Source organism: Herbaspirillum sp. C9C3 (assembly GCF_013359625.1).
Classification (GTDB): domain Bacteria; phylum Pseudomonadota; class Gammaproteobacteria; order Burkholderiales; family Burkholderiaceae_D; genus Herbaspirillum.
In genome coordinates this window covers 57582-74327 of sequence record NZ_JABFMQ010000021.1, presented here as the reverse complement: position 1 = coordinate 74327, position 16746 = coordinate 57582, and the positions used below count along the sequence as shown (strand labels likewise).

The window sequence follows — 16746 nt, the reverse complement described above, 5'->3', positions numbered from 1 at the left end:
ACCTCGCGGCACATGGACCTGAACCATGCGCGTCTACCAATTCCGCCACGTGGGCCTTCTGGCATCAGCGGTGACTTGCTGTGCTTGAAAGAGGCTGCATATTAAGGCCTATCAGGCTGATGGTCAACACCTAATTGAAAAATTTTTTATTATTTTTCGCAGGCCCCACATTCATGCCCATCAACCACCCAGATAAGCCTCCACCACCTTCGGATTGCCCAGCAGATTGGCGCCACTATCCTCCAGCACGATCTTGCCCGTCTCCAGCACATAGCCCCGTTGCGCGATACGCAGCGCCTGGCGCACGTTCTGTTCCACCAGCAGCACGGTCATGCCGGTCTTGTTGATCTCCTGCACGATGCGGAAGATTTCCTGGATGATCAGCGGGGCCAGCCCCATCGAGGGTTCATCCAGCAACAACACCTTGGGCTTGGCCATCAGCGCACGGCCAATGGCCAGCATCTGCTGCTCGCCGCCCGAGAGATTGCCCGCCAGCCCGGCTGCACGGTTCTTCAGCACCGGGAAAAGGGAATACACCCACTCCAGATCCCGCGCTACGCCTTCCTTGTCCTTGCGGGTATAGGCGCCCAGGGCCAGGTTCTCTTCGACGCTCAACGTGGTCAGGGTGGCACGGCCTTCAGCGACCTGCACCACGCCGGATTCAACGATGCGGTGCGGTGACATCTGCAGCAAATCCTGCCCGTTGAGCAGCACGCGGCCGCGCTGTGCCTTCACCAGGCCGGAGATGGCCAACAGCGACGTGCTCTTGCCGGCACCATTGGCACCGACCAGCGCGGTGATTTCGCCTTCGTTCAGCGACAGGCTGATGCCCTTGACCGCTTCGATGTGGCCATAGGCCACGGCCAGGTCCTCGACCTGCAGGATGGCTTGCTTGTTACCACTGGCGCTCATGCTTCTTCCTTGCCGAGATAGGCCTCGATCACTTCCTGGTTGTTCTTGATCTGGTCTGGCGTGCCCTCGGCGATGATCTTGCCGAAGTTCAGCACCGCGATGCGCTCGCACAGGCCCATGACAAAACGCATGTCATGCTCGATCATGAAGATGGTGAAACCGCGCGCCTTGATGTTGACGATCTCGCTCATCAGCTCGGTCTTCTCGGCCGGGTTCATGCCGGCCACCGGCTCGTCCAGCAACAACAGCTTGGGCTTGGTCGCCAGGGCACGGGCGAACTCCAGCTTGCGCTGCTCGCCATAGGAGAGACTGTCGGCCAGCATGTGCGCCTTGTGATCCAGGCGCACCCAGGACAACAGTTCCAGCGCACGTTCACGGGCTTCACTTTCGGCCTTGCGGAAACCGCCAAGGTTCAACAGCATGCTGGTCACACCATAGTTCAGGTGTTCGTGCATGCCGACCACCACGTTTTCCAGCAGCGTCATTTCCTTGAACACGCGGATGTTCTGGAAGGTACGGGCAATGCCGCGCTCGGTGATCTTGTGCGGGGCGACGGCACCGATGTCGTCGTCATTGAAGCGGATGCTGCCGGAGGAGGCGCGCAAGAGGCCCGTGATCAGGTTGAAGACGGTGGTCTTGCCGGCACCGTTGGGGCCGATCAGGCCGAAGATCTCGCCTTCCTTGACGTTGAAGTTCACACCCTGCAGCACTTGCAGGCCACCGAAGTTCTTGCTGATGTCGTTCAGTTGTAGAAGCATTACTTCACCTTCTTCTCAGCGTTGCGGCCCAGGAAGGCGCGGATGCGGCGCGGGTCCCAGATGCCCTTGGGCAGGTACAGCACCACCAGGATCAGGATCAGGCCATTGATGGCCAGGCGGAAGTCCTTGAAATGACGCAGCACTTCCGGCAGCAGCGAGAGTATGGTCGAACCGATCATCGGGCCGATCAGGTTGCTGGTGCCGCCGAAGACAGCCATGGTCAGGATGTCGACCGCGTTCTCGAAGCCATAGTTGTTGGGGCCGATGGTGAAGGTGAAGTGCGCGTTCAGGCCACCGGCCACGCCCGCGATGGCCGCCCCGATGACGAAGGCCAAGAGCTTGTAGCCTGCCACGTTCACGCCCATCAGACGTGCCGCGACTTCATCTTCCTTGATGGCTTCGAAGGCGCGGCCGGTCTTGGAGCGGCGCAGGCGCGCCAGGGCGTAGACGGTCACGCCCAGCAGCAGCACGATGTGCCACCACTCGGTCAGCGGCGGTACGCCATTCAGGCCCATGGGCCCGCCGGTGATGTCCAGGTTCAGCACGATGACCCGTACCACTTCGCCAAAGCCCAGCGTCGCCATGGCCAGATACACGCCCGACAAGCGCAGCGTGGGAATACCGATCACCAGCGCCACCAGCGCGGGCAACACGCCGCCAGCGGCCAGCGCAACAGGGAAGGGCATGTCGAACTGCATCGTCAACAGCGAGGCAGTGTAGGCCCCAATTCCCATGAAGGCCGCATTGGCCAGCGAGAGCAGGCCGCAGGAGAGCGTGACGTAGATCGAGAGCGCCAGCATGGCATTGACGCCGACGCTGAAAATGACCGTGTTGTAGGTGGCCCAGAAGCCATCCCACCAATCCATGAAGCCCATCTTATGCCTTCCTTTCCAGCACTTTGCCAAACATGCCGGAGGGTTTTACCAGCAGGATCAGGAACAGGAGGCCGAACGCCACCGCATCGCGGAAGTCGCTGGAGATATAGGCCACCGTCAACACCTCGGCAAAGCCGAGGAACAGGCCGCCGATCATGGCGCCACGGATATCGCCCATGCCGCCCAGGATGATGACGGCGATGCCCTTGTGCAGCATCGGCTGTCCCATGAAGGGCGAGATCGCATTGAAGGACACGCCCACCAATACGCCGGCCGCCCCCCCCAGGGCCGCAGCGGCAAAGGAGGTCAGCAGGAACAGGCCCTCGACGTTGATGCCCAGCAGGTAAGCCGCCTTGGGCGACTCGGCGATGGCGCGCAGGGCCCGGCCCAGCTGGGTCTTGCGCATCACGCCCAGCAGCACCACCATCAGCACGAAGGCAATCACGATGATGGCCACCTGGACCGCAGTGATGTGCAGGTTGCCCAGGTTCACACTGTCTTCAGGGATGGTGCCCTGGGGGAAACGCTTGTTCTCGGCACCGAAGATGCCCTGCGAAATGTTGGTGATCATGATGGCCACGCCGATGGTGGCGATCATCGGGATCAGGTGCGGTGCATTGCGGCGGCGCAAGGGCTTGAGGACCAGCACATCGATGATGAGGCCGAGCAGACCGGTGGCCACCATGGCCAGCAGCAGTGCCACCCACAGGGGCAGCGCCATCTGCTCCACCAGCAGCAGGGCGGCATAGCTGCCCAGCATGAAGATGGCGCCGTGCGAAAGATTGATCACGCCCAACACGCCAAAGACCAGCGTGAAACCGAGCGCGAAAAGCGCATACACGCTGCCCAGCGAGAGGGCATTGATGAGCTGTTGTTCTAACATGGGAACCTGCAATGGGTGATGAGATGCCAAGCGCCGCGCGGCGCGCGATCACTTGCAAACGGTCGCCGCCGGTGCTCCGGCAGCGACCGTTGTTACGGCCTCGGGCTGCTTACTTCAGCAGGACGAACTTGCCGCCCTTGGCGATGTTGACGATGGCTTCCTGGTCCGCATCGAAGCCGACCTGCTTGCCCGCTACCGCCGGTGCTGCGCGGAAGGCGAACTTGCCGGTGGCGCCCTCGATCTTCACGGCCGGCAGCGCGGCGCGCACGGCGTCACGGTCCTTGGCCAGGTTGCCGGAGAGCTTCACGCTCTTGATCGCATCGGCCATGATGTACATGGCGTCATAGGCTTGCGCGGCGAACTGGTCCGGGTCCGAACCGAACTTGGCCTTGTAGGCTGCCATGAAGGCCTTGTTGACCGGGGTCTGGTTTTCGGCCGACCAGGGGCTGCCCATCAGGGTGTTGTCGCCGGCATCCTTGGCGATCTCGAACAGCTTGGGCGAGTTCAGGCCATTGCCGCCGATGAAGGGCTGCTTCATGCCCAGCGCGCGCGTTTGCAGGATGATGTTGGCGGCTTCCTCAGCCAGGCAGGAGCAGACGATGGCGTCCGGGTTGCCGGCCTTGATCTTGGTCAGCTGGGCCTTGAAGTCGACGTCGCCCTTGGCATAGGCCTCGGTGGTGGTGACGGGGATCTTCTGCTGTTCCAGGGTGGCCTTGAAGACGTCGTAGCCGGACTTGGTGAAGGCGTCGTCGTTACCGTAGATCACGGCGACCTTCTTGATGCCGAAGTGCTTCACGGCCGCTTTGACGGTGACGGGCAGCACGTCGGCTTCCATCACGGAATTGCGGAAGGTGAAGGGGCCCATGGCGGTGATGCCGTCAGCGGTGTTGCTGGTACCGAAGACCACGACCTTGGCAGCGTTGGCGATGGGGTCGGCGGCAAAGGCCGAGTTCGACAGGGTGGGGCCGAAGACGGCCAGCACCTTGTCCTGGAAGATCAGCTTCTTGAAGACGTTGATGGCTTCTTCCTTCTTGCCCTGTTCGTCTTCGATCACCAGGGCCAGCTTGTTGCCGTTGACGCCGCCCTTGGCATTGATCTCTTCGGAAGCCAGGGTGAAGCCATTCTTGATGGCCACGCCATACTTGGCCGCCGGGCCGGTCAGGGCTTCAGCAACGCCCAGTTTGATGTCGGCAGCCAGCGCGGCATGCGACAGGGTGGCACCGATCAGCAGGGCCGGAATGGTCTTGAGCATGGTATTGAATTGCATCGAGTTCTCTCCTCAGTTAGATATTGTAGAAATCGTCCGCATCACGGCGCGCTCGACAGTGTCGCGCGACGTCACAGGGTGATTCCTTCATCGAGGATGATGCAAAAGGCGCCCGGGATGGCCGGGACTTGTGCTCCATCCTCTGAAGACCGTTGTGCGGTCTCTTTCGATACAGCCGCCACAGCATACCCGAAAAGGCAGGCTGCGCCAGCAATTACAACCCGCTGCAACGCGCCCGGGTAGGGCGCGCCACGGCGGCATGCGAACAACGTCCGGCCTGCGGACGAAGGGTGGTGCCAGGTCTTGCTTAGTTCAGTTCCTTGCGCAGTTGCGCAATGGCTGCACGCACCTGGTTGGGTGCGGTGCCGCCGATATGGTCACGTGCAGCCACCGAGCCTTCCAGGGTCAGCACGGCGAACACGTCTTCCCCGATCAGGCTGGAGAAGGCGCGCAGGTCATCCAGCGACAGGTCGGCCAGGTCGCAGCCCTTGTCCACGCAGGTACGCACGGCGTGGGCGACGGCTTCGTGGGCGTCGCGGAAGGGCAGGCCCTTCTTGACCAGGTAGTCGGCCAGGTCGGTGGCGGTGGCGTAGCCTTGCAGGGCCGCCGCGCGCATGGCTTCCGGCTTGACGCTGATGCCGCGGGCCATGTCGGCGAAGATGCGCAGGGTATCGGTGAGCGTGTCGACGGTATCGAACAGCGGCTCCTTGTCTTCCTGGTTGTCCTTGTTGTAGGCCAGGGGCTGGCCCTTCATCAGGGTCAGCAGGGCGATCAGATGACCATTGACGCGACCGGTCTTGCCGCGCGCCAGTTCGGGGACGTCCGGGTTCTTCTTCTGCGGCATGATGGACGAGCCGGTACAGAAGCGATCGGCGATGTCGATGAAGCCCACGCGCGGGCTCATCCAGATCACCAGCTCTTCGGACATGCGCGAGATGTGCGTCATCACCAGTGCAGCGGCGGCGCAGAATTCGATGGCGAAGTCACGGTCCGAGACGGCGTCCAGCGAATTGCGGCACACGTCGTCGAAGCCCAGGGTCTTGGCCACGCGCAGGCGGTCGATCGGGAAGGTGGTGCCGGCCAGGGCGGCTGCGCCCAGCGGCAGGCGGTTGATGCGCTTGCGGGCGTCGATCATGCGCTCGGCATCGCGGCCAAACATCTCGACGTACGCCAGCACGTGGTGGCCGAAGGTGATCGGCTGCGCCACCTGCATGTGGGTGAAGCCCGGCAGGATGGTGTCGGCGTGCTGTTCGGCCAGGTCCAGCAGGGCGCCGCGCAGATCGCGCAGCAGGCCGATGATGTCGTCAACGGCACCGCGCATGTAGAGGCGGATGTCGGTGGCCACCTGGTCGTTGCGCGAACGGCCGGTGTGCAGGCGCTTGCCGGCGTCGCCGACCAGCTCGGTCAGACGCTTCTCGATGTTCAGGTGGACGTCTTCCAGGTCCAGCAACCATTCGAACTGGCCGGACTCGATCTCACCCTTGATCTGGGCCATGCCACGCTGGATCTCGGCGTAATCGGCCGCGCTGATGATGCCCTGGTGGGCCAGCATCTCGGCATGCGCCAGCGAGCCCTGGATGTCGACCTGGGCCATGCGGTTGTCGAAGAACACCGATGCGGTATAGCGCTTGACGAGATCGGAGACGGGTTCAGAAAAGCGAGCCGACCAGGCTTCGCCCTTTTTAGCAAATTGGTCTGTCATATAGGGAATTCCGGAGAATGGGCGATTATAGCAAGCACAACTGCGCCAAGCCACGGCAATGCAGCCGGAAATGCTGCGGGATGCGGATTTTTCGCATTGGCGCGTGCTGCTGTGGGCAGTTTTTTCAGGGGTTCCCGGCCGCTGGTGAAATGCGGCGCACGGCCACACGAAATCACTCGAAGTTGCCATGTGGCATCATTTTTGCTTGTTGTATTTGTGCAAGCTCTCCTGCACCGCAAAAAAGCCTTGTGTTGATGACAAGGGCTGACGCTATACTCAAGGCGCGATGACTGAACCGGGGGAAGTTCTGCAGGTTTCCGGTGAAGAAAAAGGGCTGCCAGCCGAGGCGCAGCCGCGATGATGCGATTGCCGTCGATGTTGCCGGGCGTCGTCCGACCGGGCATGCCACGGGGGTGGTCCTGACAAGCGAAGAGCGAGCAAGATGTCTGGGGGTCGTCTTACAGGAGAGAAGCATGAATTTGGAAGCACTGTTTCAGCAGCAAACTGCCTTGCCGAGCATTCCGAAGGTGGTGCAGGAAGTCATCGAAAGTTTCAACAACGACGCGGTCTCGATCGAGGAGATCGCCAGGAAGCTGGCCGCCGACCAGGTCCTCAGTGCCAAGATCTTGCGTCTGGCGAATTCGTCCTATTACCACGTCTCGCGCACCATCGGCACCGTCGATGATGCGGTGCTGATGCTGGGGTTCATGACCGTGCGCACCCTGGTGGTCAGTACCGGCATGGCCGGCAGCTTCAAGAAGCTGCCGGGCGTGGACCTCAAGCTGTTCTGGCGCTACAGCCTCGATACCGCCTTGGTCGCCAAGTGGCTGGCCAAAGAGGTCAAGCTCAATTCCGATTTCGCCTTCACGGTGGGCCTGATGCACGCCATCGGCCAGCTGGTCATGCACGCGGCCATGCCCGAGCAGGCCTTGCAGGTGGACAAGGTGGCCGGTCCCCTGGATGCCCGTCGCCTCGATGTGGAGCGCAAGTCCTTCGGCTACGACTTTGCCGATGTGGGAGCCGAGCTGGCGCGCCGCTGGCGTTTCCCGGATGAGTTCGCGCAGGTCATCAAGGCTTTCCCGCAGCCGCTGGAAGGTCAGTTCGATGCGTACGCCGCCATCGTCCACCTGGCCACCTGGCGCGCCCGCGCCGAGGAAAACAAATACTCGGCCGATGAACTGGAATCGACCTTCCCGGGCGAGGTGGCCGCCAGGCTGGGCCTGACCCTAGGCACCTTCACCGAGGACATGCCGCCGCTGGCCGAACTGGGCGAGGGCATGCAGGACCTGATCGCCTGACCGCAAGGCAAGCCGGAGAGCGCCGATGGACGGCGGTTTCCGGCCGATGTGAAGAAACAGGTCGAGCAAAGCGACAATGCCGGCTCCCGCAAGGGGCCGGCATTGTCGTTGGTGAAGCCATTGACCGAAATCCGCGAGGCGCCGCGGCGGTCTTTGTTTCAGTAATTGAGCTTGGCGTCCAGGAAGTTGAGCATGGAGCGATAGGCCTGGGCGCGCGCATCCGGGTTGCCTCCGCTGGTGACACCTTCGCCGCGCTTGCCGACGCCGGCCACGTCCATGCGCACATGCACCGGCAGACCGGGGGCGTCGAAGTCGTGATAGGTGTCCGGATAGAGACGCAGGGCGATCTCGGTATCGCTGCCCTGCATCTTCTGTTCGATGGCTTCACAGGCCTGGGGCGGGGTCCAGTCATCGTTTTCGCCCATCAGGATCAGCAGCGGTGCGGCCGGCTTGAAGGGTTCGTTGGTTTTGGCGTAGGGGCGGCAATCCGGATAGAAGGCCACCGCCGCGCGCGGCTGGATCTTGCGGATGGCCACATCGGTTTCGGCCAGGTTCAGTGAGGCCAGCACGGTCGAGGCGCCATGCGACCAGCCCAGCAGGGCGATGCGCTTGACGTCCACGTCCGGCTGCGCGGTCACCCAGTGCAGGGCCGCTTCGACGTCGAAGCGGCGGTTCATGGCGCTGACCTCGCGCTGGGCCACCGAGTCCTGGCAGGTCGAACGACGACCGCGCGGGGTGAAGCTGTCCGGGAACAGGACGTTGTAGCCGGCATCGGTCAGAACCCGTGCCATGGCCAGGTGGCGCGGCGTGAATTCGCCGCGACCATCCTTGATGATGCTGTACAGTCCGCCGCAGCCATGCAGCGCGATCACGGTCGGATACGGTCCCTTGCTGTTGAGCGTCCTGCGTGCCTTGATCCACACCCCATAGAGCGCGGTGGCCTTGCCCCCCTTGTTGTCCACGCTGGTGAGCGATACGCGGCGCGCTTCCAGTGGTGGCGGCGGCGCCGAATAGGCGGCCGCCTGCGCCCAGGCGCCGATCACGGCCAGCGATGCTGCAATGCAGAACGCAGCCAGTGGTTTTCCCCAATGTCGCATGATGTCTGATTCCCTGTTTCGATGCCCGATCGTCGCCCGGCAACCATTCCCACCTTGGAAGAACATGGTCGCTGAAGCAATATGCTTCATGGATTGCAACGATTATGTGTATTTGAATTCTTCAGCTTACATTTTACAAAAGTGAAGCGCTGAGCGGCAGGATGGATTCAGTTTTGCGGTGCAAAAAAACTGATCCATTACAAAAGCGTGGGCGCATTTGTGCGCCGCCCGCAACAGCTTGTCGCTTCGTCAAATGTCATCACAGCCATCTGTTATCGGCATGCAAACGCTGAACTTGAGACGGGGCGTCTCCTGGCAGCAATCCAAGCGAAAAGGGCCGCCCGCATCGGCGGGCAGCCCTCTTGTTGGCATGACGACAGCTTGGCTCAGCCGGTATTGCGCAAGCCGGCGGCGACCCCGTTGATGGTGAGGTGGATGCCGCGCTGCACGCGCTCTTCCGGCGTACGCTTGGCTGCAGCGGTGGCACGATGGCGCTTGATGAGCTCGACCTGCAGGTGGTTCAGCGGGTCGAGATAGGCGAAGCGGTTCTTGATCGAACGTGCCAGCAGCGGATTGCCCGACAGCCGATCCTTGGTTCCGGTGACGGACGAGAGCATGGCGCTGGTGCGTTCATGCTCGCCGGTGATGCGGCCAAAGATCGTGTTGCGCAGCTTGCGGTCCGCCACCAGCCCGGCGTAGCGCGAGGCCACGGCCAGGTCGGTCTTGGAGAGCACCATGTCCATGTTCGACAGCAGGGCCGCGAAGAACGGCCATTCCTTGCACATGGCGCGCAGGGTGGCCAGGCGTTTTGCGCTCTCCCTGGCGTTGTCGGCTTCTTCCAGCCAGCCCGAGACCGCGCTGCCGAAGCCATACCAGCCCGGCAAGAGCAGGCGGCACTGGCCCCACGAGAAGCCCCAGGGAATCGCGCGCAGATCCTCGATGCGCTGGGTGGCCTTGCGCGAGGCCGGACGCGAACCGATGTTCAGTTGCGCGATCTCGGCAATGGGCGTGGCGGCGAAGAAGTAATCGGTGAAGCCCGGGGTCTCGTAGACCAGGTTGCGGTAGGCACGATAGGCACGTTCGGAGAGTTCTTCCATGACGCGCTCGAACTCGGCCAGCTTCTTGGCTTCCTTGCCGTCGGCGGCGGCCGGCATCAGGCTCGCTTCCAGGGTGGCGGCGACCAGCAGCTCCAGGTTGCGGCGGCCGATTTCCGGATTGGAGAATTTGGAGGCGATGATTTCGCCTTGTTCAGTCAGGCGGATCTGGCCGTTGACGGTACCCGGTGGCTGCGCCAGGATGGCCTGGTAGCTGGGGCCGCCGCCGCGACCGACGGTGCCGCCGCGACCATGGAAGAGGCGCAGCGTCACGCCGGCTTCATTGAACAGTTCCACCAGCTGGTTTTCGGCCTTGTAGAGCTCCCAGTTGGAGGTCAGGAAGCCGCCATCCTTGTTGGAATCCGAATAGCCCAGCATCACTTCCTGCAGCTTGCCGTGCTTGGCGATCAAGCCCTTGACCTGCGGCAGGGTCAGCCATCCACGCATGATCTCGGCGGCGCAGCGCAAGTCGGGAATGGTCTCGAAGAGCGGAATGACCATCAGCTCCAGCGCGTGCAGCTGGTTGCCTTCGATGTGCAGCAGCCCCGTTTCCTTCTGCAGCAGCAAGACTTCCAGCAGGTCGGAGAGGGTTTCGGTGTGCGAGATGATGTAGTTGCGGATGGCGCGCTCGCCATAGCGGCGGCGGATTTCACGCGCCGCACGCAGGATGGTCAGCTCGGAATTGGTCTCATCGGCGTACTGCAGGTAGGGCGAATACAGCAGGCGCGGCCTGGACAGTTCGCCCAGCAGCAGGGCGATCTTGCGTTCTTCAGTCAGGCCCGCATAGTCGGCCTCGACCTGGGCCTTGGCAAAGAGCTCGGCCAGCACGCGCTCGTGGACGTCGGAGCTCTGGCGCATGTCCAGCGTGGCCAGGTGGAAGCCGAAGATCTCCACGGCACGCTTCAATCCGGCCAGGCGCGGCTTGACCAGGGCGGCACCGTGATGAGCCTGCAGCGAGCTCACCAGCACCTCCAGTTCGGCCACGCATTCGGCCGGGCTGGCGTAGGGCGCGGCGGCACCGATTTCCTGGCGCAGGATGTTGACCACGCCCAGCGCACGGGCGGTGGCGGCCAGGCGCGCATAGATGCCGATGAGGGCACGGCGGTAGGGTTCGTCGGCGCGGTGCTCGGAATGGTCTGGCGAGGCATCGGCCAGGGCCAACAGTTCCGGGCTGGCATCGACCATCAGGGTGGAGATGGACAGCTCGGCGCCCAGCGTGTGCACTTCGTCGAGGTAGTAATCGAAGATGGTGGTGGACTGGCGCTTCAAGGCATGCTGCATGGTGGCGGCATTGACGTTGGGATTGCCATCGCGGTCGCCGCCGATCCAGCTGCCCATCTGCAGATAGGGCGGCAGTTCTGCGGTGCGGGTCTTGGCGCGCGAGGGGAACTGGCTGTCGATCTCGGCTTCGATGTCGTCATACAGGGCCGGCAGTTCGCGCAGGAAGGTGATGCGGTAGTAGGAGAGGGCGTTCTCGATCTCGTCGGCCACCGTCAGCTTGGTATAGCGCAGCATGCGCGTCTGCCACAGCGTGGCGATGCGTGCGCGCAGCAGTTCGGTGTTGTGGCGCAGTTCGCGCGGTGTCAAGGGCAGGTCGCGTTCTGCCACCAGGCGGGCGATCTCGCGCTCGGCGTCCAGGATGGACTTGCGCTGCACTTCGGTGGGGTGGGCGGTGAGCACCGGCGAGACCAGTGCTTCCTTCAGGAAGCTGCGCACTTGTGCGCCCGAGACACCGGCATCATCCAGCCGCGACAGGGCATAGGCCACGCTGCCGGGCTGGGCTTCGGAGCCGGCCAGCAGGTGCGCGCGGCGGCGGCGGTTGTGGTGCTGGTCTTCGGCGATGTTGGCCAGGTGCGAAAAATAGGAAAACGCGCGCACCACCGAATTGGTCTGGTCGCGGGTCAGTTTCTTCAACAGCTTGTCCAGCTCGGCGCCGGCCTTGGCATCGGATTCGCGGCGGAAACGCACGGCAGTCTGGCGGATGGTTTCCACCACCTCGAAGACGTCATCGCCTTCCTGTTCCCGCACGACTTCGCCCAAGAGACGTCCGAGCAGGCGGATGTCTTCCTTCAGGGGCGCATCCTTGTCGGTGCTGCGGGCGGGTTTGCTGATGGTCTTGCTGGCCGGGCTGCTCTTGGTGGCAGCGGTGGCGCGGGGGGTGGAGGGAGTGGAACGGGCACTGCGTGGTGTTGGATTTTTGGTCGCCATGATCAACGGTTGCTGCGGTTTTCGGAGGAGAAAGTCGTGCTTGTGGATCGGATTGCCGTGGGTGTGCGTGCTAGAATTTGGCTCGTTTGTTTGCCTCGTTTTTGGTGTGCGTCTCGCTTCTGGTCTCTGTGATCGATGTTCGTTGCTGCTTGCCCTCGATCGCTTTTTTTAATCGTATTGTTCAGTCTGGATTCGCCGGTCTCCTGCTTTCCCTGTCTCCTCGGCCGCGGGTGCCACGACTGAATCGGAAAGCCCGTCTTGAAAGAATTTCCTCCTTCCAACATCGTCATCGTCTCGCGTGAGAGCCGCCTTGCCATGTGGCAGGCCGAGTACGTGCGGGACCGTCTGGCCGCATTATATCCGCAGTGCAGCATCAATATCCTCGGAACCACCACCCGTGGCGACCAGATTCTTGATCGCGCGCTCTCCAAGGTCGGCGGCAAGGGCCTGTTCGTCAAGGAGCTGGAGGTGGCCATGGCCGAAGGCCGCGCCGACCTCGCCGTGCACTGCTTGAAGGACATGCCCATGGACCTGCCCGAAGGCTTCGAGCTGGCCGCCATCCTGGAGCGCGAAGACCCGCGCGACGCCTTCGTCTCCAACGATTACGATTCGCTGGACGCGCTGCCCGCTGGCGCCATCGTCGGCACCAGCAGCCTGCGTCGCCAGGCCATGATCGCCGCGCGTTATCCGCAACTGATGGTCAGGCCGCTGCGCGGCAATCTCGATACCCGCCTGGCCAAGCTGGATCGCGGCGACTATGCCGCCATCATCCTGGCCGTGGCCGGACTGAACCGCCTGGGTCTGAAGGCGCGCATCCGCTCCTTCCTCGATCCCGAACAGAGCCTGCCGTCGCCCGGCCAGGGCACGCTGGCCATCGAGATCCCCGAGGGCCGTGACGATATCAAGCGCCTGCTGGCCCCCCTGCATGACGAGCCCGCCGCCGTGGTCTCGGCCGCCGAGCGCTCGGTCTCGCGCATCTTTGGCGCCAGCTGCCAGATTCCGCTGGCGGCCTATGCCACGCTGGAGGGCGAGCGCCTGCACCTGCGCGCCATGATCGCCACCCCCGATGGCGCGCAAGCCGCCGCCGCCGAGGCCGAAGGTTCGCCGGATGCGCCCGAGGCGCTCGGTGCGCAAGTGGCCGAGCTGCTCAAGGCGCGCGGCGCCGATGCCATTCTGGCGGCCTGCAAGGCCCAGGCTGATGCCGCTTCGGCCTGACCCCCCCGCATCGTTGCCAGTAGTCGTGACGCGGCCACTGCAACAGGCCGGCAGCTTTGCCGAGCGCGTGCAGCAGTTGGGCCGGCGTGCCGTGGTGTTTCCGCTCCTGGTCATCGGTCCGGTGGACGATGACAGCGAACTCAAGGCCACGCTGGCGCGCCTGCCGGACTTCGCACTGGTGGTCTTCGTCAGTCCCAATGCCATCGATGCCGTCTTTGCCCATCTGCAGCAATGGCCGCGCGATGTGCCGATCGGCATCGTGGGAGAGGGCAGCAGGGTGGCCTTGTGCGGACATGGCATCGATGGGGGCAATGCCACCATCTACGGCCCCCAACGCGCCGACAAGATGGATTCCGAGGAATTGTTCAAATCCCTCCCTTTGGAACAATTGCGCGGCAGGCGTGCTCTGATCGTGCGCGGCCAGGCCGGCCGCGATTTCCTGAGTGAAGCTTTGCAACAACAGGGCGTGGAGGTTCAATTCCTCACCGCCTATCGCCGCCTGGCCCCCGAACTGGATGCGCCAAGCCGCCTGCAACTGCTGGATTTGCTCGATGGCGGGGCCGACTGGGTCATCACCAGTTCCGAGGCCTTGCGCAATTTGCTTCACTTGGCAAGACTAGCCGGAGGTGAGGAACGTGTGGTAAAACTGCAACGACAACGCATCGTCGTCTCTCACCACAGGATCGCCGAGACCGCGCGGGAGCAGGGTTTCGTGCAGGTGGTCCTGACCGGATCGGGTGACGAACGCCTGCTTGCCGCCCTTGCTCCACCCGCTCCCTGAGCGGCCGCGTAATTTGCCGCGTTACAATCCAGCCCATGAACGAACAGCAACCCACCCCCCAATTGCCGGAGCCTCAACCGCAAGCCAGCCACAACGCTGGTGCAGCGGCGCCGCAGGCGTCCTATACCTTCACCCCGCCCGATGGCACGGCGGTGCTGCGTCGCCGCCAGCGTGCGCAGACCATTGTGCTGCTGCTGGTCATCGCCGGCCTGGGCGCGCAGTGGTGGGTTTCGCATACCGAACTGCGCGACCTGCGCAGCGAAGTCGCGCAGCGCCTGCAGAGTGGCGACAACAACAGCAATGAACTCAAGGGCGTGCTCAAGTCAGTGCAGGAAAGCACCAAGGAGCTGCAATCCAAGGTCAGCGTGCTGGACAGCAAGCAGGCCGAATCCCAGAGCCAGCAGCTGGCGCTGGAGCAGATGTACCAGGACTTGAACAAGAACCGCGACGACTGGGCCCTCTCCGAAATCGAGGAAGTGCTCTCCACTGCTGACCAGCAGCTGGAGCTGGCCGGCAACGTGCAAGGTGCGCTGATCGCCCTGCAGAATGCCGACAAGAGCCTGTCGCGTTCGGACAAGGCGCAGTTCATCGTGATCCGTCGTGCCATTGCGCATGACATCGAGCGCCTGAAGGCCCTGCCGACGGTGGACATCGCCGGCATCGCCGTGCGCCTCGATAGCGCCATCGGCCAGGTCGATACCCTGCCGCTGCTGGTGGACGAGCATCCGGTGGAGTCGGCCAGCGAGCCCAAGCCGCAGCCGGTGAAGGCCGCCGCCAAGGGCGAGACCAAGCATGGCAAGACCCGGGCCGAAGCCGCACCCGCCGAAGCCTCGGCCTGGTCGCAATGGCTGGCCGGTGCGCGTGAGACCTGGCAGAGCATGAGCACCGAGATGTGGTCCGAACTGCGCCAACTGGTACGTATCCGTGAAGTGCAGACACCGGAAGCGATCCTGCTCTCGCCGGGCCAGGCCTACTTCGTGCGAGAGAACCTCAAGCTGCGCCTGCTCAATGCGCGCCTGGCCCTGCTTTCGCGCAACGAGTTCGCCTTCCGCAATGACCTGTCGTCGGCCCAGGACACCATCGCCAAGTATTTCGATACCCGCGCCAAGCAGGTCCAGACTACCCAGGCGCTGTTGAAGCAGGTACAGGGTAGCAATGTCTCCATTCAGTTGCCCACGCTGGCCGAAAGCCTCAACGCCGTGCGCAACTACAAGGCCCGTCCGTGAGCCGCTGACGGGAACCTGATATGAAAATACTGCTCTGGCTTCTGACCCTCTTCGCGTCCGCCATCGGCCTGGCCGTGCTGGCGCGCTTCAACCCGGGCAATGTGGTGCTGTTCTATCCGCCGTACCGCATCGACCTGTCCCTGAACTTCTTCATCTTCGCCGTGCTGGCGGTGTTTTTGACCATCTACGTGGTCATCCGCGCCATCCGCCTGACGCAGAAGCTGCCCGGCCGCGTGATCGCCTATCGTCGTGCCAAGCGCGAGAATGAAAGCAACAAGGCCCTGCGCGATGCCCTGAAGGCCTATTTCGAAGGCCGCTTCGGCCAGGCCGAGAAGTCTGCCACACGCGCCTCCGACCTGCCCGACAACGCCGGCATCGCCGCCTTGATCGCAGCCCGTGCCGCGCACCGCATGCGCCAGGGCGAGCGCCGCGACATCTGGCTGGCCAGCACCGAAGTCGATCCGACCTTGAAAGCTGCGCGCCTGATGACGGCACTGGAACTGCAAGTGGACGAACATCACTTCAAACAGGCGCTGGAAACGGTGGAAGAGTTGAACGCCAACGGCACCCGCCACATCCAGGCCCTGCAGTGGGCCTTGAAGGCCAACCAGCAAGCCAAGAACTGGCCCGAGGTACTGCGCCTGGTGCAGACCCTGGACAAGCGCAATGCCCTGCATCCGGCCCTGTCCAATCGCCTGCGCGAGATGTCCTACGATGCCTTGCTGTCGGACCGCTCGCACGATGCCGAATCGATTCGCCTGCTCTGGAATGGCGTACCCGGTGCCGACAAGTTGAAGCCCTACATCGCCGTGCGGGCGGCCCAGGCCTTCTCCAGTCGTGGCCTGCATGACGAGGCGCGCAGTCTGCTGGAACGCGCCCTGGCTGCCGACTGGGATATCCGCCTGCTGCGCGCCTATCGTGAGTCGACCGCCGAAGCCGGCTCGCCGGCCTTGCTGTCGCAGATCGAGCATTGCGAATCCTGGCTGGCCAAGAACCCGACGGATGCCGAACTGGCGCTGACCCTGGGCATGTTCTGCCTGCGCCAGAAGCTGTGGGGCAAGGCCCAGCGCCATCTGGAGCAAGCCCTCTCGGACGCCATCGAACCCCGCACCGTGCGTGAATCGCACCTGGCCCTGGCCCAGCTGCATGAGGCCCTGGACCAGCCCGACCAGGCCGCTGCCCACTACAAGCAATGCGCCCTGGCGACCGCCATCCGCTGAACTTGTTGTGCGGGTCAATGACCAAGGCGGAAGCGGCGCAAGCCCTTCCGCCTTTTTCATGACCATGGCCGGGCGCTGTCATGTTGGCGTAAGTTGCACCGGCCAAGATGCCGGACTGAGCCTGAATGCCGCTATAATTGCGGCTTTCCGGTGTTGGCACGGCCTGGTTTGAGCATTAAGCCCAGCTTAATGCTTATTGCATCGAGCATT

13 protein-coding genes are annotated in these 16746 nt (G+C 63.3%); 5 read left to right on the top strand and 8 right to left on the bottom strand.

What is annotated here, in order from left to right; translation table 11 throughout:
* Positions 1 to 180: 180 nt before the first annotated feature.
* The 6 genes from HNO82_RS17625 to argH form a co-directional block, all read right to left on the bottom strand.
* Entirely contained in the window at positions 181 to 912 is a 732-nt protein-coding gene (locus tag HNO82_RS17625; protein ID WP_175344598.1) for an ABC transporter ATP-binding protein, read from the bottom strand.
* Positions 909 to 1670: an ABC transporter ATP-binding protein gene (locus HNO82_RS17620; RefSeq protein ID WP_008329843.1), complete on the bottom strand. Its 762-nt coding sequence runs from the start codon at positions 1668 to 1670 to the stop codon at positions 909 to 911. The genes HNO82_RS17625 and HNO82_RS17620 overlap by 4 nt, the downstream gene beginning before the upstream one ends.
* Positions 1670 to 2545, bottom strand: coding sequence for a branched-chain amino acid ABC transporter permease (locus HNO82_RS17615; RefSeq protein WP_008329842.1), 876 nt, complete (start codon positions 2543 to 2545; stop codon positions 1670 to 1672). The genes HNO82_RS17620 and HNO82_RS17615 overlap by 1 nt, the downstream gene beginning before the upstream one ends.
* A 1-nt stretch (position 2546) precedes the next feature.
* Complete coding sequence (locus HNO82_RS17610) at positions 2547 to 3428, bottom strand: branched-chain amino acid ABC transporter permease (RefSeq protein ID WP_008329841.1); 882 nt, start codon at positions 3426 to 3428, stop codon at positions 2547 to 2549.
* A 109-nt stretch (positions 3429 to 3537) separates the two neighbouring features.
* Complete coding sequence (locus tag HNO82_RS17605) at positions 3538 to 4695, bottom strand: ABC transporter substrate-binding protein (RefSeq protein ID WP_175344597.1); 1158 nt, start codon at positions 4693 to 4695, stop codon at positions 3538 to 3540.
* A gap of 307 nt (positions 4696 to 5002) precedes the next feature.
* Positions 5003 to 6397 carry an argininosuccinate lyase gene (gene argH, locus HNO82_RS17600; protein WP_175344596.1) on the bottom strand — a complete coding sequence of 465 codons (1395 nt, stop codon included), beginning with the start codon at positions 6395 to 6397 and terminating at the stop codon, positions 5003 to 5005.
* 473 nt (positions 6398 to 6870) lie between these two features.
* On the opposite strand from argH, the gene HNO82_RS17595 reads away from it, so the two are divergent.
* Complete coding sequence (locus tag HNO82_RS17595; RefSeq protein ID WP_008329834.1) at positions 6871 to 7695, top strand: HDOD domain-containing protein; 825 nt, start codon at positions 6871 to 6873, stop codon at positions 7693 to 7695.
* Between the two features lie 158 nt (positions 7696 to 7853).
* Here the strand turns inward: HNO82_RS17595 and HNO82_RS17590 are convergent, their stop codons facing one another.
* Entirely contained in the window at positions 7854 to 8792 is a 939-nt protein-coding gene (locus HNO82_RS17590; RefSeq protein ID WP_175344595.1) for a dienelactone hydrolase family protein, read from the bottom strand.
* 386 nt (positions 8793 to 9178) lie between these two features.
* Positions 9179 to 12094: a phosphoenolpyruvate carboxylase gene (gene ppc, locus HNO82_RS17585; RefSeq protein WP_175344594.1), complete on the bottom strand. Its 2916-nt coding sequence runs from the start codon at positions 12092 to 12094 to the stop codon at positions 9179 to 9181.
* A 258-nt stretch (positions 12095 to 12352) separates the two neighbouring features.
* Between ppc and hemC the strand changes: the two genes are divergently transcribed.
* The 4 genes from hemC to HNO82_RS17565 are packed head-to-tail and all read left to right on the top strand — an operon-like array spanning position 12353 to position 16536.
* On the top strand, positions 12353 to 13309 hold the full coding sequence (gene hemC, locus HNO82_RS17580; protein ID WP_175344593.1) for a hydroxymethylbilane synthase: 957 nt from the start codon (positions 12353 to 12355) through the stop codon (positions 13307 to 13309).
* Positions 13293 to 14090 carry a uroporphyrinogen-III synthase gene (locus HNO82_RS17575; protein ID WP_175344592.1) on the top strand — a complete coding sequence of 266 codons (798 nt, stop codon included), beginning with the start codon at positions 13293 to 13295 and terminating at the stop codon, positions 14088 to 14090. Before hemC ends, HNO82_RS17575 begins: the two co-directional genes overlap by 17 nt.
* A 35-nt stretch (positions 14091 to 14125) precedes the next feature.
* On the top strand, positions 14126 to 15316 hold the full coding sequence (locus tag HNO82_RS17570; protein ID WP_175344591.1) for a uroporphyrinogen-III C-methyltransferase: 1191 nt from the start codon (positions 14126 to 14128) through the stop codon (positions 15314 to 15316).
* A 20-nt stretch (positions 15317 to 15336) separates the two neighbouring features.
* The gene (locus HNO82_RS17565) at positions 15337 to 16536 is read left to right on the top strand and encodes a heme biosynthesis protein HemY (protein WP_175344590.1); all 1200 of its coding nucleotides are present in this window, start codon (positions 15337 to 15339) and stop codon (positions 16534 to 16536) included.
* Positions 16537 to 16746 lie beyond the last annotated feature (210 nt).

Excerpts from the sequence above, each read along its gene's own strand:
- HNO82_RS17595 (WP_008329834.1), top strand. The coding sequence starts at position 6,871 with ATGAATTTGGAAGCACTGTTTCAGCAGCAAACTGCCTTGCCGAGCATT.
- HNO82_RS17625 (WP_175344598.1), bottom strand. The coding sequence starts at position 912 with ATGAGCGCCAGTGGTAACAAGCAAGCCATCCTGCAGGTCGAGGACCTG.
- argH (WP_175344596.1), bottom strand. The coding sequence starts at position 6,397 with ATGACAGACCAATTTGCTAAAAAGGGCGAAGCCTGGTCGGCTCGCTTT.
- HNO82_RS17610 (WP_008329841.1), bottom strand. The coding sequence starts at position 3,428 with ATGTTAGAACAACAGCTCATCAATGCCCTCTCGCTGGGCAGCGTGTAT.
- HNO82_RS17570 (WP_175344591.1), top strand. The coding sequence starts at position 14,126 with ATGAACGAACAGCAACCCACCCCCCAATTGCCGGAGCCTCAACCGCAA.
- HNO82_RS17615 (WP_008329842.1), bottom strand. The coding sequence starts at position 2,545 with ATGGGCTTCATGGATTGGTGGGATGGCTTCTGGGCCACCTACAACACG.
- HNO82_RS17620 (WP_008329843.1), bottom strand. The coding sequence starts at position 1,670 with ATGCTTCTACAACTGAACGACATCAGCAAGAACTTCGGTGGCCTGCAA.
- HNO82_RS17565 (WP_175344590.1), top strand. The coding sequence starts at position 15,337 with ATGAAAATACTGCTCTGGCTTCTGACCCTCTTCGCGTCCGCCATCGGC.
- HNO82_RS17575 (WP_175344592.1), top strand. The coding sequence starts at position 13,293 with ATGCCGCTTCGGCCTGACCCCCCCGCATCGTTGCCAGTAGTCGTGACG.
- HNO82_RS17590 (WP_175344595.1), bottom strand. The coding sequence starts at position 8,792 with ATGCGACATTGGGGAAAACCACTGGCTGCGTTCTGCATTGCAGCATCG.
- ppc (WP_175344594.1), bottom strand. The coding sequence starts at position 12,094 with ATGGCGACCAAAAATCCAACACCACGCAGTGCCCGTTCCACTCCCTCC.
- HNO82_RS17605 (WP_175344597.1), bottom strand. The coding sequence starts at position 4,695 with ATGCAATTCAATACCATGCTCAAGACCATTCCGGCCCTGCTGATCGGT.